General features: G+C 45.6%; 17 protein-coding genes and 2 riboswitches. Of the genes, 7 read left to right on the top strand and 10 right to left on the bottom strand.

All coding sequences use genetic code 11. The features are described from left to right. Positions 1-61: 61 nt before the first annotated feature. Together AAHF22_RS18680 and AAHF22_RS18675 are read left to right on the top strand one after the other, a co-directional pair. The gene (locus AAHF22_RS18680; protein WP_347326544.1) at positions 62-907 is read left to right on the top strand and encodes a rhamnogalacturonan acetylesterase; all 846 of its coding nucleotides are present in this window, start codon (positions 62-64) and stop codon (positions 905-907) included. A gap of 372 nt (positions 908-1,279) precedes the next feature. Further along, positions 1,280-3,031 carry a methyl-accepting chemotaxis protein gene (locus AAHF22_RS18675; protein WP_347326543.1) on the top strand — a complete coding sequence of 584 codons (1,752 nt, stop codon included), beginning with the start codon at positions 1,280-1,282 and terminating at the stop codon, positions 3,029-3,031. A gap of 619 nt (positions 3,032-3,650) precedes the next feature. Here the strand turns inward: AAHF22_RS18675 and AAHF22_RS18670 are convergent. The 4 genes from AAHF22_RS18670 to AAHF22_RS18655 form a co-directional block, all read right to left on the bottom strand. Continuing rightward, on the bottom strand, positions 3,651-3,803 hold the full coding sequence (locus AAHF22_RS18670) for a DUF1540 domain-containing protein (protein WP_347326542.1): 153 nt from the start codon (positions 3,801-3,803) through the stop codon (positions 3,651-3,653). A 652-nt stretch (positions 3,804-4,455) separates the two neighbouring features. Beyond that, complete coding sequence (locus AAHF22_RS18665) at positions 4,456-5,292, bottom strand: 1,4-dihydroxy-6-naphtoate synthase (RefSeq protein WP_347326541.1); 837 nt, start codon at positions 5,290-5,292, stop codon at positions 4,456-4,458. Beyond that, on the bottom strand, positions 5,293-5,976 hold the full coding sequence (locus AAHF22_RS18660) for a futalosine hydrolase (protein WP_347326540.1): 684 nt from the start codon (positions 5,974-5,976) through the stop codon (positions 5,293-5,295). Between the two features lie 386 nt (positions 5,977-6,362). Beyond that, entirely contained in the window at positions 6,363-7,892 is a 1,530-nt protein-coding gene (locus AAHF22_RS18655; protein ID WP_347326539.1) for a methyl-accepting chemotaxis protein, read from the bottom strand. A 788-nt stretch (positions 7,893-8,680) separates the two neighbouring features. Between AAHF22_RS18655 and fdhF the strand changes: the two genes are divergently transcribed. After that, on the top strand, positions 8,681-11,665 hold the full coding sequence (gene fdhF / locus AAHF22_RS18650) for a formate dehydrogenase subunit alpha (protein ID WP_347326538.1): 2,985 nt from the start codon (positions 8,681-8,683) through the stop codon (positions 11,663-11,665). After that, positions 11,649-12,224 carry a helical membrane plugin domain-containing protein gene (locus tag AAHF22_RS18645; RefSeq protein WP_347326537.1) on the top strand — a complete coding sequence of 192 codons (576 nt, stop codon included), beginning with the start codon at positions 11,649-11,651 and terminating at the stop codon, positions 12,222-12,224. The genes fdhF and AAHF22_RS18645 overlap by 17 nt, the downstream gene beginning before the upstream one ends. A 407-nt stretch (positions 12,225-12,631) precedes the next feature. Here AAHF22_RS18645 and AAHF22_RS18640 read toward each other — a convergent pair whose 3' ends face one another. From AAHF22_RS18640 to pdxR, 3 genes are all read right to left on the bottom strand, one after another. After that, positions 12,632-13,441: a transglutaminase-like domain-containing protein gene (locus AAHF22_RS18640; protein ID WP_347326536.1), complete on the bottom strand. Its 810-nt coding sequence runs from the start codon at positions 13,439-13,441 to the stop codon at positions 12,632-12,634. 13 nt (positions 13,442-13,454) lie between these two features. Then, positions 13,455-13,542, bottom strand: a riboswitch (cyclic di-GMP riboswitch). Positions 13,543-13,590: 48 nt separating this feature from the next. After that, a riboswitch (cyclic di-GMP riboswitch) is annotated at positions 13,591-13,674 on the bottom strand. A gap of 200 nt (positions 13,675-13,874) precedes the next feature. Next, positions 13,875-14,531, bottom strand: coding sequence for a class D sortase (locus AAHF22_RS18635; RefSeq protein ID WP_347326535.1), 657 nt, complete (start codon positions 14,529-14,531; stop codon positions 13,875-13,877). A 434-nt stretch (positions 14,532-14,965) separates the two neighbouring features. Then, positions 14,966-16,420, bottom strand: a complete 1,455-nt coding sequence (gene pdxR / locus AAHF22_RS18630; RefSeq protein ID WP_347326534.1) for a MocR-like pyridoxine biosynthesis transcription factor PdxR — start codon at positions 16,418-16,420, stop codon at positions 14,966-14,968. A 414-nt stretch (positions 16,421-16,834) separates the two neighbouring features. Here pdxR and AAHF22_RS18625 point away from each other — a divergent pair, with 414 nt between their 5' ends. After that, positions 16,835-17,527, top strand: coding sequence for a LysE/ArgO family amino acid transporter (locus tag AAHF22_RS18625; protein WP_347326533.1), 693 nt, complete (start codon positions 16,835-16,837; stop codon positions 17,525-17,527). An 880-nt stretch (positions 17,528-18,407) separates the two neighbouring features. Here the strand turns inward: AAHF22_RS18625 and AAHF22_RS18620 are convergent. From AAHF22_RS18620 to AAHF22_RS18610, 3 genes are all read right to left on the bottom strand, one after another. Continuing rightward, a complete protein-coding gene (locus tag AAHF22_RS18620; protein ID WP_347326532.1) occupies positions 18,408-19,277 on the bottom strand; it encodes a sugar phosphate isomerase/epimerase family protein in 870 nt (289 codons plus the stop codon). A gap of 206 nt (positions 19,278-19,483) precedes the next feature. Continuing rightward, positions 19,484-20,341: a sugar phosphate isomerase/epimerase family protein gene (locus AAHF22_RS18615; protein WP_347326531.1), complete on the bottom strand. Its 858-nt coding sequence runs from the start codon at positions 20,339-20,341 to the stop codon at positions 19,484-19,486. Continuing rightward, the gene (locus AAHF22_RS18610; RefSeq protein ID WP_347326530.1) at positions 20,338-21,399 is read right to left on the bottom strand and encodes a Gfo/Idh/MocA family protein; all 1,062 of its coding nucleotides are present in this window, start codon (positions 21,397-21,399) and stop codon (positions 20,338-20,340) included. Before AAHF22_RS18610 ends, AAHF22_RS18615 begins: the two co-directional genes overlap by 4 nt. A 306-nt stretch (positions 21,400-21,705) precedes the next feature. Here AAHF22_RS18610 and AAHF22_RS18605 point away from each other — a divergent pair, with 306 nt between their 5' ends. Together AAHF22_RS18605 and AAHF22_RS18600 are read left to right on the top strand one after the other, a co-directional pair. Beyond that, positions 21,706-22,578, top strand: coding sequence for an AraC family transcriptional regulator (locus AAHF22_RS18605; protein WP_347326529.1), 873 nt, complete (start codon positions 21,706-21,708; stop codon positions 22,576-22,578). 86 nt (positions 22,579-22,664) lie between these two features. Further along, positions 22,665-22,883, top strand: a complete 219-nt coding sequence (locus AAHF22_RS18600) for a hypothetical protein (RefSeq protein WP_347326528.1) — start codon at positions 22,665-22,667, stop codon at positions 22,881-22,883. Positions 22,884-22,958 lie beyond the last annotated feature (75 nt).

Below are 22,958 nucleotides of genomic sequence, written 5' to 3'. Positions count from 1 at the left end.
GAAGTCGATATGATCAATAATGTAAGCGCTTCATAATTCAGGTAGAAGGGATGAATGAATCATGAATCGGAATCGGCGAGTACCTGGTATAGGCATGGTAGTGATGATGTTGCTGTTAAGTGTATGGTGTAGTGGCGGAGCAACAGGCTTGAATCAAGTCAGTGCAGCAGATAACAATGGATTAAGTGTAAATGTGCAAACGACAGCGGATGCTACAGCTGTACATATCCCCGTTGTCTATCTGGCAGGCGATTCGACCGTACAGACGTATCGCGCTTCACAACGACCGCAGGCAGGATGGGGGCAGATGATTGCGAGCTATTTTGATGAGGGGGTACAGTTCAGTAATCATTCGATCGGCGGACGCAGCTCGCGTTCTTTTATTGAGCAAGGTCGATTGGATACGATCGTATCTTTGTTACAGCCGGGCGATTATTTGATGGTACAATTCGGGCATAATGATGCCGATTCCTCCAAGCCAGAGCGTTACACACCGGTCAATGATTACCGCACCTACCTGAAAACGTATATTGATCGCGCACGCAGCAAAGGCGCTACGCCTATACTGGTAACCCCCGTTTCCCGTCGTGATTATAATGCCGCCAACGGACAATTTAAACCGAGCTTTCCTGAATATGTACAGGCGATGAAACAGGTTGCTGCGGAAACGAACACGCTGCTGATTGATCTGAATGCACGCAGTGTAGCGCTATACAACGCAACCGGAATCGAAGGCACCAAATCGATCTTCCTGCATGTGGCACCTGGACAGTACGCTTATTTCCCGGATGGCGTACAGGATAATACCCATTTTCAGGAGCAGGGTGCCGTACAAATTGCAGGACTTGTAGCAGCAGGCATAAAAGACCTGAATATTCCACTATCTCAGCATCTGCTGGCACCTTAAATGGATACTGTATTAAAAGTAAGCTGTTATTGCGATAGGGAATCTACACAATCATAATTGCTATCCTTCAAACCACCTTGAGTGATCAAGGTGGTTTTTGTATGTATTCCGATTGCGAATCCATCTGCACGACTGTAGATAAACCGGTTGTTATCGGTTTATTTTCCACATTTTATTATTTTAATTGTATTAATGTTAATTGTTATCAATATATTTTATTAGATTGCTTGCAATTCAGTCATTAACCATAAACAACTGAGCAAATTGACCGATATAGGTGTAGGGAGAGCACAGAATGACTGTTACTATGGACTCATTTTACTTTCGCTCCTCTCATCTTACGCATTAGCTTAATTACCAGGAGGAAGTCACATGAATATGTTCAAATTTAATAACTGGAGCCTTAGCATCAAATTGCTCGTGCCTGTTATCGTACTGATGCTAGCACTGATCGTATTTTCGATTCTGGCTCTGCGCAATCTGGATGCTATCGAAAAGAAGCTAGTTTCTTCTTTGTATGATACTTCATATAAAGCCGATTATTTGGTACTCAATGCCGATCGCGATTTGTATCAGGCGATGCTGGCACAAACGAAACTGCTGACGCTGCAAAATGAACAGGACATTCAGCAGCAAGTTGCCGATTATAACGAAAATACGACGCAAGTATCTGATCGTATACAGGCAGCAAGAGCGGTTATGGAGCAGCATACGGACATTTTTACCGCCTATAAAGATCAGGCTAGCGGCAAAAACACGTTTGAGCTATGGGATGAATTTAATGCAAGCTATACGGCCTGGAAGCAGGAGTTTAATGCCAATACACGTACACTGGCCAATGCAGCCAATGCGGAGCAACAGTTCGATATCGCAAGAGAAAGAATCGAGCAAATTGGTAATATTGTTGATCGCTACAGTACAGATTCGTTAAACCATAACGCTGCTTTAAAACAGCAAATGTATGTACTTACGTATGTACAGTTAGCTGCGGCCGCCATCATCTCAGCCATTATCGTATTCTTCATTGTGATGAATGTGAGAAGACGCACGAGAGATACACTTGACTTGATCAATCGCACAGAACGATTTGATCTGGTGTATGTTGATAAATTCACTCCGTATTTGTCGCAAAAGGATGAGTTTGCTGTGATCATTCAGGCGCTAGGTGAAGCGCGTAAACAGTTCCGTTTAACATTTAGCAAAGTGATCGAAGAGAGCGCCAATCTGCAAACGAAGATCCAGATCGTAGAACATGAGATGAATACACTGGATACGGGGATACATGATATTTCCTCGACGACAGAGCAGTTGTCAGCGGGGATGGAGGAAACAGCAGCATCTGCACAGGAGATGAACGCCACCTCGAACGAAATTGAAGCTGCGGTGCATTCGGTAGCTTCCAAAGCGCAGGAGGGAGCACGTGCAGCAGAACAGCTGACCGGACGTGCGACCGAGCTAACACAGCAATTCAAAGCATCGTATGAAGAGAGTGACCGCACGTATAAAATAGCGAGTGAAAATCTTATTCAAGCGCTAGAAGAATCGAAATCGGTGGAGCAAATCCGCTCGCTCGTTACTTCGATTATCGACATTGCGGCGCAGACGAATCTGTTGTCGCTTAATGCAAGCATCGAGGCAGCTCGTGCCGGCGACGCAGGACGTGGTTTTGCTGTTGTAGCCAGCGAGATCAGCAAGCTGGCTGAAGATTCCAAAAATGCGGCGGATCGCATCAATCAGATTACGGGTGTGGTCACTCGTTCCGTAGACAATCTGTCTTCCCATTCCAACAACTTGCTACAGCTGTTCGATACGAATATTTGGAAAGATTATCGGATGATGCTAAACTCTGCCGAGCACTATGCGACCAGTGCGCAGGAGATTGATGCGATTGCTGGCGATCTAAGCGCGACATCGGAAGAGTTGCTCGCTTCGGTCGAAAACGTCGTGAGAACGATCCACGAAATTTCCGTTGCCGCAGATGAAGGGGCACAGGGAACAGGCGTCATTGCAGCTAAAGCGGATGATATCGTACAGCAGACGAATCGGGTTAGTGAACAACTGGATCGATCCAAGCAGGATATCGAAGGTCTGGCAGAATCGGTATCTAAATTTAAGCTGAGCTAAGCGAAGTAAAGTAAAGCAAGTAAAGCAAGTAAAGTTATTCATTTGTATGTAGCTAAAATGGTTTTTTAATGTATTTTATGTAAAATCATTTATAGCTTTTAGAGCGTGTACGCAACTTAATCCTTCTATGCCTAAAGAGCCTGACGCCTCACATTTGAGGATGTCAGGCTCTTTGGGTACATCATAAAGCAACAAGCATCGATATAAAAACAGCATACTGATCGGATACAGTTATATCGTTGCCCATCAAGTCAGCTGACGCTGCATATACCAAACATAAGGAATCCATAGCAGCAAAAAAAGTAAAGAAACGATCAAGACGAATAATAGACTTGTTAACGGACGCAGAAAATATGAATATCCTTGACGATGATTCTCAATAAAAAACAAGGACAACCGCAATTTCAGCAGGCTGTCCTTGTTTTTATAAGGTATAATGACCGCGTAAACACCAATCTCGATGGGCAAAACGTAGTCATAACGGGAGTTTTAAAGATTCTCAATCTTTTCTCAATAATTTTGCAAAACCTCTTGATAATAATAATCATTGTTGATAGAATATAAAAAGAAAGAAGGAACTCGGCAAAGTCCCTTCTCTCGGTAAAGCAATAGTCAAAGCTTATTTCTTTTCAAATGTTTGACAATCTGTTTCTTGAGCTTCAGTCGCTTGTTGTTGAGCGTGGCTAGTAACGAAGATTGTTTCAGCAGTGCATTTGTTTTGCTCTGCCCAGTGAGTGCAAGAGTTAACTTCACACAGTACGCCTTGTGCCATGATGTTTCACCTCCTATAAGAGAATACAGATGCCAAGCTACAGTCCCTTCGGCAAAAGGGGCTATTTGTGCTATGATCTGATACTTACATTGCCAGTATACAGGATATATACCCGCTTTGGCAAACTTTTTACCGTGCTATTACGAAAAAAAGAAGAAAGATCCATTTTCTATAAACGTAAGCCATGTTTTCTAAAAGTGTGCGCATATATATTTTCGTTTGTTCGTAATATAATCATCATTCTCTATTATAAAATCCTCTATCATAAAATCGTACCATCAAAAAAGCGTAAGATCACAATCTTAAAAAGTATATCATCAAAAATAATCTCATCAGAAAAAATTGATCGTATTGGAACATTGAAAATGATGCGATCCGAACATTATGAAAAGCCTTCCCGCGAAGCCACAGCTTCATAGGGAAAGGCTTTTTTATTCCAGATTCACTTGTTTTTGCAGCTACTCCTATAAAGTCATGTCTAAAGGTATGCCTATGTTTAGTGCCATAGAGTGCCATAGAGTGCCATAGAGTGCCATAGAGTGCCATAGAGTGCCATAGAGTGCCATAGAGTGCCATAGAGTGCCATAGAGTGCCATAGAGTGCCATAGAGTGCCATAGCTATAACAAACGCTGTCCTTGATAGAGCTTCCCCTTACTTCCGCAGCAGGCTCAGATCAAATTCAGGCACAAGCCCTTCGCGAGCTGCACGACCGAGCAGTGCTTCAATCGCACCATAACCATCTTCGCCCAGATCGCGCGTAAATTCATTCACATACAGTTCAATATGCGAATCTGCAACGTTCGGGTCCATTTCCTGTGCATGCTCTAGCACATAATCACGAGATACTTGCGGATGCTGCCACGCGTATTCCACCGAAGCGCGTGCCCAGTTTGCAATCTGCTCGCGATCCAGTGAACGACGTGCGATAATCGCGCCCAACGGAATCGGTAATCCCGTATCTTGTTCCCACCAGCTGCCCATATCTTGCAGCAGGGTAAGACCATAGTTAGGGTAAGTAAAACGTGCTTCATGGATGACCAGTCCTGCATCGATCTGTCCATCGCGCACAGCAGGCATAATCTGGTCAAATGGCATCACGACCACTTCGCCGATGCCGCCCGGTACATTTTGTGCAGCCCATAGACGGAATAATAAATACGCTGTTGAGCGTTCGCTTGGAACAGCGACCCGTTTACCAGTTAGTGCAGAAGCATCTTTTGCTTCCGGATCAGCAGTCAGTACGAGTGGACCACAACCGCGTCCAAGCGCACCTCCGCAAGGGATAAGTGCATAGTCCTCCAGTACCCAGGGTAGGGCAGCATAGGAGATTTTGAGCACTTCTGGCCCTTCACCAGAAGCCGCCCAGTTATTCGTAATATCAATATCAGCATACGTGACTTCCAGCTCTGGTGCACCGTCGATTAAACCGTGTACCCAGGCATGAAAAACAAACGTATCGTTAGGACATGGGGAAAAAGCAATTTTCATTTAGAGCACCTCCGCTAAAATACGGGTTGCTTGCCGGAGTGACTTGAGGGCATCTGGAATACGCCAGCTATCACGATCACGAGGCCCGACTTCATTAGAAATTGCACGCATTTCCATAATCGGCAGGCGAAACAACTCCGCAGCCATCGCTACACCGAAGCCTTCCATTCCTTCTGCTGTAGCATCCGGAATACGCTGCACTAATGCAGCCGTTGTATGCGCAGAGCCTGTCGTCGTCGATACCGTCAGCACCGCACCGACATGCACAGGGATATTGGAAGCACGAAGTGCGGAAGTGAGTTCTGTTGTATAGCGTCTGTCCGCGCTAATGATCGAGCGACCAAAGCCTAGCGTATCGACGGAAAGAAAACCTTGATCCGGTGTCTCGGAACCGAGGTCCGCAGCGATAATTTGATTGGCAAGTACGATGCTACCTATCGGTGCATGTGGAGCAAAGCCGCCTCCAATGCCAGCACTAATGACCATTCGATATCGATCGCTTTCTGTAGCGAGATGAGCAGCGGTTCTTGCCGCAGCACTCGCTGGGCCTACACCGACGATAATCACATCGCAGCGTTGTCTGGCGTGATCAGGTAGCGCTTGAAGTATGACATCGTGTTCAGCCTGTACAGCAACGGCAATCAAGATGCGCGAACCTGCTTTTGTGTAACGTGAAGCTTCCATCAAATCAAACCTCCTTAGCAATCGAGGCTTGGCAGCAAGCCCATCCTTTAACGTTACTCCGAAAAAGCAATGATGTAAAGTCGCACATCGTTTATCTGTGGCGAGGATATATTCTTTTATCCGCTTATATAAATGCTTCAAATATGCGCTAATCCGATGCGCAGAGCAATACATGACCATGTATGAAAAATAAGGCTGCTAATGTAGGAACAGACATCCATACATCAGCAACCCTATCCTAGTAACGGTAAAAGGGATATGAGAACAGCCAGACAAGCTGGATCAATCTAACGATGCCAAGCCGATCACATACGAAATAATATTTATCCTATCATGATCCATTAGCATGGTGATTTCCCTACATTAGTGTATTGTTTCAGCACATATCATTCCGCTCGTAACTGATCGATCACCCGTTGTAAGCCCTCCGATGCTGTTGTTAGTGAATGTGCAACCCGAACCGCTTCCTGATTCGCAGTGTGTTGACGGCCAGCCGTTTCTTTTGCTTCATTACAGCTATTAACAAACGCAGTTGCAATGCCAGCGATATGCTCAACCGAGCCAGAGATATGAACGGACGATGCCGATACAAGCTGGCTTGATTGTAAAATATGCTGCACGCCCTGACCAACTTCAGCGCTATGCTTCCAGATGCTTTCCAGCGTGTCCCGTGTTTGCTTAGTAGCGGCTACACCTGCATCCAAACGGGTATTTACTTGTTCCATTGAATCGGCAGACTTTACCGTATCTGACGTCATTTCCGCTAAAAAGGACGTGATTTGCTTGGCGGAGTCGGCTGAAAGGTGAGCAAGCTTCTGAATTTCTTGAGCAACTACGGCAAAGCCTTTGCCTGCTTCACCTGCACGTGCGGATTCAATCGATGCATTCAGAGCAAGCAACTGTGTCTGAGCGGCAATTTCTTGAATAAAGCCGGTAATTTGCGAAATATTTTGCGAGTGTTGTTGTAGGGAACGAATATGTGCTCGTGATTGCTGAACTGCCTGTAATAGCAGTTCCATTTCTTGATTTAACTGTTGTAGACTTTGATTGCTTATTTCAGTAAAGTTGGCTGTCTCGTCTGAGCGCCGAAGTACCAGATCGATCGCTGCACGAATCTGTTCTAGCTGCTGATTGTTTTGCGCGACCGCATCGAGTGCGAGACTGGCCTGATCTTTTTGCAACGAGGAGCCTCTAGCTACACCATCGATCCGTGTATTCATTTCTTCTCCATGCATTGTAGCTGAAGACGCGATATGCATCAGTTCAGAGGAGCCGTTTGCAATTCCCTGTACGACAGCATTTAGGCGCTGAGTGAGTGCATCGACAATGCGTCCGCGCTCTAGCTGCTGCTCCTGTTGATATGTACGTTTATAACGCTGATTACTCATAATTTGCAGACTGACGGCTACCGATGTACAAATAAGAAAAAAAGCATGGCCAATGAGCATAATAAGCGAGTACGTCTCTGTACCAAACACTAACCGCGGAAACCAGATAAAGCCAGCGATATGCTGCACCGCAAATAACACGGTAGCGATTGTAATCAAGCGTATATTTTCATAAAAACATAAAATGGCAATCACCATAAAGATCGAGAAATGAAAGACGACATCCCCATTGCCGCCGGAAATCATAGACATACTGCTGAATACCATGGACAGTGTGTTAAATAAAGCAACCTTCGGATCATCTGGACGTCGTGCATACATCCAGAAAGCGATAATTAGCATCACAATAGGCAACAATAGTAATAAATTAAGCGCCTGTGGATTGCTGTTCATGATCATAGCATTGCCTGAATGATGCATCATGTCGCCAAAAAAATGAAGCTGCCGTGCCAGAAAGTGCACCAGCAGTGAAATCGCTAGCACCCCGGCTGAAATGTAAAGCATCATATTGTTTTTTTGTTTACTCATATTCGATTTCCTCCTGAACCATAATGAACAAAACAATCAGCAAAACACAACATACACAGAAGCGTACATACACAGCTTTTGAATAGTCATGTTGTTGTTATTTATATCGGTGGCTGAATTACGAATTGATTATAGATAAAATTTAAAATTCCACACTTTTAGAAAAATTTATGGCATGAAAAATACAGAAACATGATTATCTGTATATTTATTGATAATTCATTCATAAGAATGGAAGATCTTAAACTTGTCATATAGGCTATGTGCTTGCCTTATACGTAAATAATACGTGTTGTATGTACGAATAACAGAATCCATACCTATGCGATGGATGACTGTAAACGAAGTGATATGTAATTACATAAATAATATTCCTGTAGAAGCTACTGCATACTTTTGCACAAACAGGGTAATACATTTCAAAAAGCTGTTTGCCTAACCTGAACTTGCCTGTAGTTGAAGCACACATCGAAGCACCTATACACGCATCGAAGCACCTATAATCGCAGCTGAATCACTAAGTATACCTATCATTTGTAGGACGCTGCTCAAGCAATCGCATAGGTATACAATACGATACCCTCCTAAATTTATACCGTTATGAATCAAGTAGAGGCGGCAACGAATTGGAGCTATACGCTGGATTAGAGGAAATATAAATCATATGCAGACTCAGAAATCGTATAACAGCGCGATCTGGCAAATGGATGAACAGGTCAACGGATAGACGAACAGATGGAGTGGAATAACTGAACCTTATTTTGCAAAGTAGAGGTGGGCCAAGCACAATGAAAATGGACAGCAATGAAACATGGACGATTGAGGTAGACGGACAATCTGTAGTCGCGCATCCCGGTATGACGATTGTGCAGGCTGTAAATGCAGTACCTGAACTATATATTCCTCAAATTTGCTATAACGAGCAGCTCGGTCCGATCAACACCTGTGACACTTGTATGGTCGAGGTGAATGGTGAGCTGGTACGTGGATGCAGCACCGAAGTGCAGCAAGGTATGCGTGTATCCACACAAACGAATCTGGTAAAGGATGCACAGCAGGAATCGATGTCCCGTATTTTGCGCAATCATGAGCTGTATTGTACGGTATGTGATAACAATAACGGGAACTGTGTCGTACATAATACGACCGAGCGGCTCGGCATCGAGCACCAGAGTTATCCATTTCGTAAGAAGCCGTATGAGATCGATAATACGAATCCATTTTACCGGTATGATGCAGATCAATGTATTTTGTGCGGACGCTGTGTAGAGGCCTGTCAGGATCTACAGGTGAATGAGACGCTGTCGATTGATTGGAGCCGCGAACAGCCGCGTGTCGTCTGGGATGACGATGTGCCAATCGATCAGTCTTCCTGTGTGTCATGTGGACATTGTGTAACGGTATGTCCATGTAATGCATTGATGGAGACGTCGATGATTGGTGAAGCTGGCTTTATGACGGATATCGATAGCCGACTGATGGAGCCATTGATCGATCTGACGAAAGCGGTAGAACCGGGGTATGCGAGCATTTTTCAGGTGTCTGAGATGGAAGCATCGATGCGCAAATCCCGGATTGAGAAAACGAAAACCGTCTGCACGTATTGCGGCGTAGGCTGTAGCTTTGAAGTATGGACAAAAGGCCGCGATATTTTAAAAATCGAGCCGTCTGTCGATGCGCCGGTGAATGGCATTTCGACCTGTATTAAAGGTAAATGGGGCTGGGATTTCGTCAACAGCGAGGAACGCCTGACCAAGCCGCTTATCCGTCAGGGAGATCGTTTTGTAGAAGCTTCATGGGATGAGGCATTGTCACTTATCGCTGAAAAGCTGGGCAGCATTCGTGACGAACACGGTCATGATTCGCTCGCTTATATTGCATCATCCAAATGTTCAAATGAAGAAAACTATATTTTCCAAAAGTTTGCCCGTTCGATCATGGGTACAAACAATGTGGACAACTGCTCACGCTACTGTCAATCTCCAGCCACGTCCGGACTGATGCGTACAGTCGGTCTGGGCGGTGACTCTGGTACGATCCAGGACATTCAGCAAGCCGAACTGGTGCTAATCGTTGGCGCGAATCCAGCGGAATCGCATCCCGTGCTGGCGACTCGTGTTAAACGAGCGCATAAGCTATACGGTCAGAAGCTGATCGTATCCGATATTCGTAAAAATGAAATGGCTGAGCGTGCCGATCTGCATTTACATCCGCATCCAAGCTCAGATCTGGTATGGCTGTCTGCGGTAACGAAGTATATTATCGATCAGGGCTGGGAAAATCGGGAGTTCATCGATCAGCATGTGGAAGGCTTTGATGCGTACCGCGAATCGCTCGCTCCCTACACACTGGAATATGCGGAAGAGAAATCCGGTCTGACGCGCGAGCAGCTGATTCAAACGGCGGAAATGATTCATCAATCCGGCAGCACATGTATTTTATGGGCCATGGGTGTCACACAGCATCGTGGTGGTACAGATACATCGACAGCGATCTGTAATTTGTTGCTGACAACAGGCAATTTTGCCCGTCCAGGTACAGGTGCATATCCGCTGCGTGGTCATAACAATGTACAAGGGGCATGTGATTTTGGTACGATGCCGAACTACTTCCCTGGTTATGAAAAAGTGAGCGATGATGCAGTGCGTGCTCGGTACGAACAGGCATGGGGTGTGAAGCTGCCGGATCAGCCAGGGCTGGATAATCATCAGATGGTGGATGGTATTGAAGATGGTCGTATTAAAGGCATGTATCTGTTTGGTGAAGAGATGGCATTGGTCGATTCGAACTCTAATTTTGTAGAAGAGATGTTTGGCAAGCTAGACTTTTTCGTTGTACAGGATATTTTCTTCTCTCGCACGGCGCAGTTTGCGGATGTCGTTCTGCCTGCGTCGCCAAGTTTGGAGAAGGACGGTACATTTACGAATACCGAGCGTCGTATTCAACGTTTCCACCAGGCATTGGAACCGCTTGGCGATTCGCGTCCAGACTGGCGCATCATTCAAGATGTAGCGAACGCACTGGGAGCTAACTGGAATTATCGTCATCCGTCCGAAATTATGGACGAAGCGGCCAGCCTATCCCCTATGTTTGCAGGTGTAAGCTATGAGCGTCTGGAAGGCTGGAACAGTCAGGTATGGCCGGTGAAGCCAGATGGGAGCAGTACGGAACTACTGTACACCGACGGTTTTGCTTTCCCCGATGGCAAGGCACGTCTGTATCCGGTTGATTGGACAGTACCGTTTGAGCCGGAAGCAGAATACGATCTGCACCTGAACAATGGACGCTTGCTGGAGCATTTCCATGAAGGCAATATGACATATCAATCGGAACATATTCGTCATAAAGTGCCGTCTACCTGGCTGGAAGTATCGCCAGAGCTGGCAGCCGAGCGCGGTATAGAGACCGGGGCGCAAGTACGTCTGGTATCGCCATTCGGAGCGGTGAAGCTGTCGGTCGTTGTGACTGATCGAGTACGAGGCAAGGAATTGTATTTGCCAATGAATACGCAGCAGGCGAGCGAAGCGGTTAACCGTCTGACGAGCAGTCACACCGATAAAGTCACCCATACGCCAAGCTATAAGGAAATTAGTGTACGTATGGAGGTACTGGAAGATCGCGGCGTATCCCCGTTGCCACAGGTAAATCATCGGTTTGCCAAACGGCATCCACAGATTAGTGTGCGGGTAGAGGACAAATGGAAGCGCGACGATTACGAGCCGATTGCGGATACTATACGGAAGGAGCGTGCCCAGCATGGCCAGAGCCATTAATCGAATTGAACGCCACGAACCGACAGCAGCAGAAATTCAGGCCGAGTCACTTAGTCAGGTGATCGATGCCATTGCCAGTAACAAGGAAGCGATTGTGAAGACGATCGGTATCGTGAAAGAACTGAACGATGCCGGGATATTGGACATTGCCAGCGCCGCACTCGAAAATCGTACTGAACTCGGATTGCACGGTGTGCAGTTGATCAATGCGCTCAATCTACCGCCGTTATTAAAAAATGGACTGACGATGGTGCAAATGTTCGGTAGTATTGATCCGCTCGAAATGAATCGCCTTATTAATGCGCTAGGTAGCAGCCTGGGTCAAATCAGTGAGATTGATCCAACCAATCGTCAATATGGCGATCATATCGATAAAGAACCACCAGGCATGCTGGCATTGTTGAAAATGATGCGTGATCCAGATGTGCGCACAACGATGACATTTGGGCTACACTTTCTTAAAGCGATGGGTGGCGAGCTGAACAAGCCGAAGCCAGAGGAAGAGGATGTGTATTCCGATCCGCGTGGTAAAAAGAGTAATGATTATCCAGAGGTGTAGTCGTTAGGAGTAGTGAAGGTTAAGATATGAAGTATGGAGTATGAAGTATAGAGATAAGAAATTAAGAAATAAGAGAGAAGGAAAGAGGGAGTCAGATTGGCTTAGGCATGTGCTTGAGTCGATCTGGCTTTTTGTATTGTATTATATTGTATTGGAAGATAGGTTTGTAACATAACTAATATATACCTGATAAACTAGCGAATGATGCGATAAAGTATATTGTGGTCGCTTGTTGTATAAGTCGCTTGAAGATGTACGCAACAAACGAGGCGCCAAATAGAAACCGCAAATAAAAATCACAAAATAAAAACCCGAAAATAAAAACAACCGGTGTGCTGCTCATGAAAGCAGTATGCCGGTTGTTTTATTTTGTATCATTTATCGTCAGCAAGCGCTTGTCGAATGAATTAGTATACTTTGACTGCTGTGTACTGGCTAGCATCTGTAGTCATTGTTGTTTTTTTGCCACCTTGTTTCATCGATGCATCTACAGTTGTGTCAACTACAACCCATTTGCCATTCAGGAATACTTCGTTCCATGCATGGTATTGTTTAACTTTAGTCGTAGTACCCATATCCAGCTTTGCTGGAATGCCTACGCTGCGCAGCATTGCTGCATTCAGCGAAGCATAATCGTAGCAGATCCCTTTGTTCGAAACTAATGTTTGAGCAGGGCTTGGAACATATACAGTCGGCAATGCTGCTGCCAGTGCATAGTCATATTTTACTTTCGAAGTGATGTAATCATAGATTGCTTGTGCTTTAGCTGTGTCTGTTGTTGCGTTAGCAGTCAGTTCACGAGCTTTTGCAATAACAGCAGGGCTGTTTTTCCAGTTGATGTTTTGAGTCGAAGCCAGGTATACGCTGTTTGGATCGTTCAGAGTAACATCCAGCGAATCCGAGCTAACTTTGCGATAGTTGTTACCGGATGTGTTTTCCAGCAGTGTAACTTCGTATTTACCGTCACCTAGCTGTAAAGGGAAGGTCGATGCTGTACTTACTGTGTTCAGATCGTAAGTGTATGTTGTACCACTTTTTGCGATCATCACTTTCGTACGTGCAGCCGATGCAGGAGTATAGTTAACGGCGATGTAGCCGCTTGTCATATTCGAAGTGTCCAGCCATTCGGAGTTTGTCGTTTCAGCCGCAAATGCAGGGCTGATTGCACCGAACAGGAAAGATGTAGCGAGCGAGCAAGCAATTAATAGTTTTTTCATGGGTAAAACTCCTTTCGGTAGCTGGCTGCCAACTTGCGAGGTGCAAGTAAGGCCCTTTAGCTTTGCGTCACTATTTTTCAATAGTTTTGCCATTATCGTCTAAGTTTTATAAAAATTGGTAATTATAGCGTACAAAAAAAGCTTATCCATTCGGTAGCTGGCTGCCAACTCACAATGAGTAAGGCCCTATAGCTTTGCGTCCCTGCTTTTCAACAGGTTTGCCATTATCGTGCAAAAGCTTTGATCTATTCGTTCAAGCTATGCGAATGTGTACCAGGTACACGATATCAAATAACAGAGAAATTAGTTCTTGTAGTGTTCGTAAAAAGTTACTGAGTAACCACAACCTAATCATAGCACTTTTTGCGAAAATCACAATCCCTATTCGTCAAAATACGCGAAATGAATAATACTTTAGTCCCTGTTGCAAAAATCAGCTTTGCTGATCGGTTCGATGAGCGTGAATGATCAGTCGATGGGTCGGATTAATGAGCGGATCACACGTAACGAGCGTCAACTCTTGCTCCTTACCATTTGCGTTTAACACCGATACATCTGTAGGTTCCACAATGTGAATTTGATCTACTGTATAGGTGTATACATGCCCCTGCGCCTCAATCTGAATCGTATCTTCAAGCTTGAGTTCGTTTAGACGATTAAACAGTCGTCCATACTTATGAGCACGGTGAGCAGCAACAGCAAAGTTACCAATAGTCCCAAGCTGGTCTGTCTCGGAAATGTGTACCGCAGCACTGCGCATATTGTCGCGCGTAGCGCCTTCAACGATCGGCAATTTCACATCGATAACAGGAATCGTAATAATCCCGATGATGTCGCCTTGAGCCGCCGCTGTAAGAGCTGAATCAGCACTATTGTTATTATCGGCAGCAGACCCTTCATTTAGTAGAGCATTTACGCGAGAATATTCATTTTTTAAATTATTTTTTCCGGCGCTTGAGCCAGCTTGTTCACTTTGTTCCGCCTGGGCAAGCAAGCGTTCCTGTTGCCAGTCGGCGTACCATTCGGATGCTTTAGGATAAAGTAGAACCGCAATGCCTAGCATAATGAGCAGATATGACCATTTTTTCACGGATAATATAGCCCCCTTTCTAACATTTTGAACAAGTATTGAAAAGTGTGATCTGCACTAGATGTTTGCAAATGCTAAGCTCCTTACATACTATTAAAGCGCTTTTCAGCTAATGATTCAAATAATGATCAATATTATATGAATATCTACGTTTATTTTTAAAAAATGGATTATTCTGGTGTGAAATTATTGTGATCGTTAGATGGTAAAGGATGAACGTTTATAACATACCCGTTTATCAGATGAACTTGTATACAGGTAAGCGATAAATGAACAAGTGACAACTGAATAAACGGCAAGTAAACCGGTTATAAGCAAACAAGTGACAGGTAAACAAGTTAAGAAGCGATCAGCAATAACGTATAAGTGGCATGTGGATAAGGTAGAAACAGCTAGATAGAAAAAGCTAGATAGAAAAAGCCAGAATGAGAGGTTTACACATCCATACATTGCTTAACGAGCTGGCGCAATCTTTGTATACTATGCTCCAGTTGTCCCATCTCAGCATAGGAATACGACAATCGGATATGATGAGCAGCCGCACGATCATACATATAGCCCGGATGGATCAGAATGCGTTCGCGAAGTGCCAGCTTGAACAGACGATGCACATGAACGGTTACAGGTAGACGCAGCCAAATATAAAAGCCGCCTGCCGGTACATTCCATGCCCCGATATCGCCAAAATGATATTCCAATGCAGCAAGCAATCGGTCGCGCCGTGCTTGAAGCTGTTCCCGTAGCCATGCCTGGTGCTGTGCCTGGTGTCCATCTGCCAGCCAGCGTGTGGCTACATACTGGGAGAGACCGCTGGAGCCATAGTCGGTTTGCATTTTAATATCAGCAAGTCGGTCGATGACAGGCACAGGAGCGATTATCCAGCCTACACGAATGCCGGGCGACATCATTTTTGATAAACTGCCTAGATATAAAATATTACCGTGACGATCCTGCGACTTGAGCGGTGGCGGCGGTTCCTCATCCAGCCACAGCTCACGATACACATCGTCCTCAATTAAAGGCAAAGATAAGCTACTGGAAAGCTCCAGCAATTCGGCTCTACGTTCATTGGACATGATCGTCCCGGTCGGATTATGAAAGGTTGGAATCGTGTACAATAAACCAGGCTGATGCTCGGTCAACTGTTGGCGTAAATGACTCATCTTGATCCCCTGCGCATCCATAGCGACACGATGGACACCGATGCCGGCAGACTGGAACACACGTACCGATTGAATATAAGAGGGCGCTTCAGCCACAATACTGGAAGGACGTTGAAGCAGTCCAATGGCAATCAATTGTAATGCTTGTAGCGCACCGGAAACGATCAAAATCGATTCTGGACTGCACTGAATCCCTTGTTTTGCTACATAATGAACAATCTGTTGCCGCAAACGAAGATTACCTTTTGGCTCTTCATAGCCAAGAAACGGTTCATCGCTCGCATCTGCCAGAATATGGCGAATCCGCGCTGTGGGCAGCAGCTCTGGACCAGGTTCACCGGTTCCTGTACGAATGATGTCAGCACGATATTCCGCTTCATTAATCTGACGAATCGCTGGCAAATTCGGTTGATGCGCTCCTGACTCGACATAGCGATCCCAGTTAATTGTGTTTGCTGCCAGACGATTCCATGTATTATTGACTACTCGTGTGCCGCCACCTTTATTTCCCGCTATGATCCCCCAGGAAGCAAGCTCGTCAATCGCCTGTGTCACGGTACTGCGATTCACACCTAGCTGCTCTGCTAGCTTACGCTGTGAAGGCAGACGCGTGCCGACAGGCCATTCGCCGTTACTAATACGTTGCCGTAGCTGCTGTTCAATTTGACGATAGAGCGGTAATGTCTGGTCACGCTCCAGCAGCCAGCGTAGCTTGGATTTGCTCATGACGGATTCCCCTTTACGATAAACGATGCACAATGAACGAGCTGTTGCCGCAAACGAAGATGACCTTTTGGCTCTTCATATCCAGAAAACGGTTCATCGCTCGCATCTTGCGATTGATGTTAGTTTACGATAAACGATGCTTAACGCTATATATTTCAGTATAACAGGTGAAGGTATACTGTTCAGAGTGGACTTATACGTATATACGTTGGAGCTATCATTTGCAGACGGGGCACGTATATCGGATTGCGTATATCGTATGGATAATCGGATTTAAATAGAGACCGATCAGGTTACAGGGGTGCAGGCTATTTTACATAAAGTATTTGGCTGGTATAGCGGATTTCGATTTGGCTGTTGGAGGGTACGATCCGCATTGATACAATGGGCTTTATGTAAAAGGGGGAGGAATATATGGCTGGTGTAGTGGTACATGCTTTTATACTGGCGTTAGGATTAATTCTACCGCTAGGTGTGCAAAATGTGTTTATTTTTCAGCAGGGTATCGTTCAGCGCAAATGGCGTGCTGTGCTTCCTGTCGTGATGACCGCGGGACTATGTGATACGCTGTTAATTAGCGTTGCCGTTGGAGGCGTGTCGGTTATTGTGCTTGGACTGCCCGGCGTCAAGCTCATGTTGATGGGTGGGGGTGTATTGTTTTTGATCTATATGGGCTGGGTGACATGGAAAAGCGCTGCTGCACCATCGCCTCATCTGCCGATGGCTGAGCAAAATGAACGGACACAATCTACAAAAGCTTTCGATACGGCAGCAACTATGCCAATGAACGCCAAACGACAAATCGGGTTTGCGCTGTCGGTATCACTTTTGAATCCACATGCGCTGCTGGATACGATTGGTGTGATCGGTACAAGCTCGCTGCGTTATGAAGGTGGGGAGCGCTGGGCATTTACGCTGACCTGTATCATTGTGTCGTGGTTATGGTTTGTGCTGCTGGCGGTGGCAGGGATGACGATCGGTCGCTTGGATCAGACAGGGCGATGGTTCCAATGGCTGAATCGCAGCTCTGCTCTGTTGATCTGGGGAATTGCGCTGTATTTGTTAGTAAGTTTATATGGCGAGTTGCGCTGGATGATCGGTTCGTGAGTAGTGGTGTAGGATAGAGTGTAGATCTGCATGTCCCGTGTTAGCGATCTCCTAACACGGGGTGAACTGAAAAAAGATTTTTGCGAAACAAAATATCGTACTGCTCCAGTGTTAGCGATCTTCTAACACGAGGTGAACTGAAAAAGGATTTTTACAAAGCAAAATATCGTACTGCTCCAGTGTTAGTGATCTCCTAACACGGGGTGAACTGAAAAAGGATTTTTGCGAAGCAAAATATCGTACTGCTCCAGTGTTAGCGATCTCCTAACACGGGGTGAACTGAAAAAGGATTTTTGCAAAGCAAAATATCGTACTGCTCCAGTGTTAGCGATCTCCTAACACGGGGTGAACTGAAAAAGGATTTTTGCAAAGCAAAATATCGTACTGCTCCAGTGTTAGCGATCTCCTAACACGGGGTGAACTGAAAAAGGATTTTTGCAAAGCAAAATATCGTACTGCTCCAGTGTTAGCGATCTCCTAACACGGGGTGAACTGAAAAAGGATTTTTGCGAAGCAAAATATCATACTGCTCCAGTGTTAGTGATCTCCTAACATGGGATACAGTGAGAAGGGATTTTTGCAAAGTGAAATTAGGTTACATCTGAAAATAATAGAGTTAGGATGACAGAGCATAGTATAAAAAGTATAAGGTTAGCTGTGAAATGTAGTAGCAGGTAATCAGTGTATACACGAATATAGACGATAGAATGTAAACTAGTAAATAATGTAGAACAACTAGATAACGAATACAATATGATGAAAAAGAGCCAGAACCGATCACTCTAGGCTCTGGCTCTTCATTTATCGTTGACGATCGTCATTTGTGTATCATTTACATGTGATCTTAAATTAGCAGTTATGACATCTAAAGCACGAAGCTTCAGCTATTCACTTTACAGCCGCGAATAAACTCTACCGCTTGCCGAATATCCTGCTCCGGCTGGTTACCGACCTCGCGCTCAATCGTCAAATAGCCGGTATAGCCAATCGCCTGCAATGCGGCAAAATAAGCAGGGAAATTGACGGTTCCTTCACCAAGCGCTACCTCACGAAAGCCAATGCTACCATCTTCAAACGCAGCAATCTGCTCATGGCTCAGATCACCATACACATCATACGGATTGACCTCGGCTGTGCGGATGCCGTCTTTCACATGGGTATGCACGATATATTCGCGCAGTATATGAACACCCTGTACCGGATCGTCGCCAGTCACCATCACCATATTCGCCGGATCAAAATTAACAGCGACGCCCTTATGATCGAGTGAGTCAAGGAAGACTTTCAAGCGTTCAGCAGGCTCAGGGCCTGTCTCGATGGCAAAATAACCACCCATATTTGAGGCGAAAGAAGCTAGCTCGTTACATGCTCTTTGCATAATTGCATATTCGGGATCGCTCGTTTGCGCTGGAATGATGCCGATATGAGTCGTTACAATCGGGCTTCCAAGCTCTAGTGCGAGCGCCATTACCTTTTTGGATTGTTCAATTTTCCAGCGATTATCCGCTTCCTGGCGAAAACCGTGACCGCCATAATCGGCGCACAGTGCGGACACCTCAAGTCCCAGCTCTTGAATAAACGATTTTAATTCCCGTCGTTGCTCGCTATTCAAATGATCCGGGTTCATTGCGCCTTCGGTTGCCCAGAGTTGTACACCGTCTGCACCAACCTCACGTGCTTTTCGAAGATTACTATGCAAATCCAGCTTAAATGCATCGGCAATGACGCCGATTTTGCCCAGTGCTGTCATGATGTCCCATCCTTTCGCTATCGATCGAATCCCTATCGTTTCGATCAATGGAATAATACAGGTGATAAGTGGAAAAGATATAGTTGATCCGTAGATGAGGATGAATATATAGATGGAGTAACAATATAGAGAGGAGGACGAACGTAAAAGTCAGGTTGTTTCCATACATGTCTCTACCTGAGAGCGTTTAAGGCACGATGACTTGGTTACACTGCATCCCAAATTCGGCGTACATTGTCCAGACCGATTGCGGCTCCGTGCAGGCAATCTTCCATCCCTTCAAATTCGACCGATACATAACCGTCATAACCGGATGACTTGATCAAACATAGAATTTCCCATATATCCAGATCGCCATGACCGATAATCGCGCCGCGCAAATACATTCCACTCGTGCTCGTAAACCAGCCTGCACCTGGAGGACGATGCGCTGGACGAATATAAAAGTCTTTCACATGCACCATCGAGGCAAAAGGCAGATTTTTCTGCACAGCAGCCAGCGGCTGCTCATCTGCGCAGACGAAATTGCCCACATCGAGTGTTGTTTTATAGTTCGAACGATCAACCGCCTGAATAAGCATTTGCACTCGATCCGCGTGTTGAATGAGATAGCCGTGATTTTCCACGCTTGTGGTGATGCCGTATCGTGCCGCATGGTCAGCAATACGGCGACAGGCGGCAGCGAGCGAATCCAGATGCCGATTAAAGTTCGCAATCGATACATCCGGTGAAGAAGCTACATCATGCCGCATCAGTTTCACACCTAGCTCCGCCGCAATATCCACTTCACGCAGCACACGCTGAATTTCCCGCTCGACTTGCTGATCATCATCGCTGAGAAAATTAGCTCCGATCGCGTAATTGGATAGCTCAATTCCGCGCTGTTGTGCACGCGCTACAATCTGCTCCAGCAGTTCCGGTTGCTCGGTCAAATTGTAGCTAAGCGGTACGATCTCCACATGCTCTGCGCCATGTTCTGCCGCGTAATCGATCACATCCGGCACGGTCATTTCACCTGAAACAAGCTTACCGTGCAGACTGTATGTGCTCAGTCCAAGCTTCACAGAATCACCTCCCGGCGTAAGCGTGCGGATTCATAAATGCCAGTTAGCATCCGCATCATATGCACGCCATCTTCAACCGGACTGATCGGCTGACTGCCTGTACGCACACATTCGATAAAATGACGAATTTCGTTATCAAATGCGGTCGCAAAATCAAAGCTTGGATGATCGACCTGTGGCTGCACATTCAGCACGGTATTGTATTTTTCCGTCGTGATCGATAATGTCGGATCGACTTCAAAGCCGCCTTTGCTGCCATATAGCTTGATCATGCCTTCATTTTCACGGGCATGTAGGCTGAAACTCACGTCGACGAGCAGTGAAGCACCATTTTTAAAGCGAATCATGACGTTAGCCATATCTTCAACGTCATTTTTAGTTGCATCATAATCGGCTGCTTTGTAGTGGGATAAGTGCTGAATATGAGCACGGTTACCTAGCTCATAATACGTATTGCTGCTTACGGATAATGGCTCCGGTCTGCCCATCAAATACCAGCATAGATCGATCACATGCACACCGATATCGATGAGTGGTCCGCCACCTGAACGTTCAATATCACTAAACCAGCCGCCGGGATTACCAAAGCGGCGAATATACGAGGCTTTTGCATAATAAATATCGCCAAAATCACCCTGATCGCTAAAATGCTTGAGCAGTTGCGCATTGTTATCATAACGACGCACAAAACCGACCATGAGCAGCTTGCCGGTTTCTTGAACCGCCGCCGCAATCTGCTGCGCTTCTTCCATCGTCCGACAGAGCGGCTTCTCCACCAGCACATGCTTGCCTGCTCGCAGTGCAGCAATACTAATTTCAGCATGTGTATTGTTCCATGTACAGATGCTAACCGCGTCAATATTCGGATCAGCAAGCAATTCATTGTAGTTGCTATACGCACGCGCACCTTCGTAGCTTGCCGCTACCGTTTGCGCACGCTCCAGATTTTGGTCACACACTCCATAAATCGTTACCCCTTCATGTCTTGCATATGGACCGAGATGAAACTCCGAAATACTGCCCGTCCCAATAACACCAATTCCAATCGTCTTTGTCATGATCGACTCTCCTGTTCTCATGGGCTGAATATGTAGCTGGATGATTTATTCGGATTATATAATCGTTTACCCTATTGGAGCATGAATGGACGTGCGGTTTATTTGTATTATTGTGCTATTTTGAGAGCGTTTTTAGACCGTTTCTGTGTAGCTGAAATAAAAATCAAGTATAATGAAAAGAAGACATAGAATCACGAACAAAAAGATAACCTTTGTAAAAGAGCAAGAGAAATTCAGGCAACAGATTGTTTGCTTTTTTAAAATCGTAATATAGCACTAACTTCATTGGCAAAGGAGGTTCCTCTGATGAATTGGCCTGTCAATTTGCAAGAACCGATGAGTATGCCGGACCCTTCATTTCCGATTAAAGTTAATTTTTGCGGTTCGCGTGAATATGGGCAGGTGTTATTTCCGCATCACTGGCATCGTCATATGGAATTTCTGTATGTGGAGCGTGGTGAGGCGATCATCGAGTGTAATGCTAAGCCGATCCAAGTGGCGGCTGGCGATCTGATTGTGCTAAATAGCAATGATCTGCATCAGGGGATTAGCCTATCGGGTGAGCTTGTGTATTATGCACTGATCGCTGATTTGCAATCGCTACAAAGTCCCTTACAGGATGCGGTGGAGACACGTTTTATTACACCGATGACGCAAAATCGACTGTTATTTCATAGTTGTATTCGCGGTGATGCGCAGCTGCAACGATGTATGGAGGACATTATCGATGAGTTTCGCAATCGCCGGATTGGGCATGAACTGGCGGTGAAGTCGTTGATGTACAGATTGCTTGCGTTACTTGTGCGTAATTACGTTGACGATCTATCCGACTGGCGCCATACCGAGCATCGGATGCGCAATGTGGAACGGTTTACACCGATTTTGCAGCATATTGAGCAGCATTATGGGGACGAAATGACGATTGAACAGCTTGCCGATCTAGCAGGCTTGAGTCGATTTCATTTTAGCCGATTGTTCCGTGAATTGACCGGACGCACGGTAACGGAATATGTAAATCAGGTGCGCATTAATCGGGCGGAATATTTGTTGTTAAATACAGGTATGACCGTGTCGGAGGTGGCGATGGCGGCAGGGTATAACGATATTTCATATTTTAGCCGAACGTTTAAGAAATATCGGGATAAGGCGCCTTCAGAGGCAAGAGCGGGACGGGTATGAAGTGGCATTTGCATAATTGTGCTTTAAATAATAGCTAGAATCGATAGAAGGCTGGATTCAGAACTGGAAAAGGGGAACAGAACGGTATGTTAAATGGATTGATGTGGGCAGGTTTGATAGCGATGGCAGGGGCTGTGTTTCTAAGCAGCTCCTGGATGGGTGGCGGCTATATTAGCGAGGCGGACGAAGCGGTCGCGGAGGAACGACGTGCCCGTAAAAGACAGCGTATGCGCTGGGCGATGTGGTGTCTGGTGGTATCGATTGTGATGTTTGCATTAGCACTGCTGGTGTATAATTTGCGATAGAAGCAGAAGCAGAAGCAGAAGCAGAAGCAGAAGCAGAAGCAGAAGCAGAAGCAGAAGCAGAAGCAGAAGCAGAAG

The organism is Paenibacillus wenxiniae, from assembly GCF_039822605.1.
Classification (GTDB): Bacteria; Bacillota; Bacilli; order Paenibacillales; family Paenibacillaceae; genus Saccharibacillus; species Saccharibacillus wenxiniae.
Note: the sequence above shows the minus strand (reverse complement) of the source record. Positions and strands in the feature narration are given on the sequence as shown.

Bases quoted from the DNA above. Each gene is read 5' to 3' on its own strand.
- AAHF22_RS18680 (WP_347326544.1), top strand. From the start codon at position 62: ATGAATCGGAATCGGCGAGTACCTGGTATAGGCATGGTAGTGATGATG.
- AAHF22_RS18675 (WP_347326543.1), top strand. From the start codon at position 1,280: ATGAATATGTTCAAATTTAATAACTGGAGCCTTAGCATCAAATTGCTC.
- AAHF22_RS18670 (WP_347326542.1), bottom strand. From the start codon at position 3,803: ATGGCACAAGGCGTACTGTGTGAAGTTAACTCTTGCACTCACTGGGCA.
- AAHF22_RS18665 (WP_347326541.1), bottom strand. From the start codon at position 5,292: ATGAAAATTGCTTTTTCCCCATGTCCTAACGATACGTTTGTTTTTCAT.
- AAHF22_RS18660 (WP_347326540.1), bottom strand. From the start codon at position 5,976: ATGGAAGCTTCACGTTACACAAAAGCAGGTTCGCGCATCTTGATTGCC.
- AAHF22_RS18655 (WP_347326539.1), bottom strand. From the start codon at position 7,892: ATGAGTAAACAAAAAAACAATATGATGCTTTACATTTCAGCCGGGGTG.
- fdhF (WP_347326538.1), top strand. From the start codon at position 8,681: ATGAAAATGGACAGCAATGAAACATGGACGATTGAGGTAGACGGACAA.
- AAHF22_RS18645 (WP_347326537.1), top strand. From the start codon at position 11,649: ATGGCCAGAGCCATTAATCGAATTGAACGCCACGAACCGACAGCAGCA.
- AAHF22_RS18640 (WP_347326536.1), bottom strand. From the start codon at position 13,441: ATGAAAAAACTATTAATTGCTTGCTCGCTCGCTACATCTTTCCTGTTC.
- pdxR (WP_347326534.1), bottom strand. From the start codon at position 16,420: ATGAGCAAATCCAAGCTACGCTGGCTGCTGGAGCGTGACCAGACATTA.
- AAHF22_RS18625 (WP_347326533.1), top strand. From the start codon at position 16,835: ATGGCTGGTGTAGTGGTACATGCTTTTATACTGGCGTTAGGATTAATT.
- AAHF22_RS18620 (WP_347326532.1), bottom strand. From the start codon at position 19,277: ATGACAGCACTGGGCAAAATCGGCGTCATTGCCGATGCATTTAAGCTG.
- AAHF22_RS18610 (WP_347326530.1), bottom strand. From the start codon at position 21,399: ATGACAAAGACGATTGGAATTGGTGTTATTGGGACGGGCAGTATTTCG.
- AAHF22_RS18605 (WP_347326529.1), top strand. From the start codon at position 21,706: ATGAATTGGCCTGTCAATTTGCAAGAACCGATGAGTATGCCGGACCCT.
- AAHF22_RS18600 (WP_347326528.1), top strand. From the start codon at position 22,665: ATGTTAAATGGATTGATGTGGGCAGGTTTGATAGCGATGGCAGGGGCT.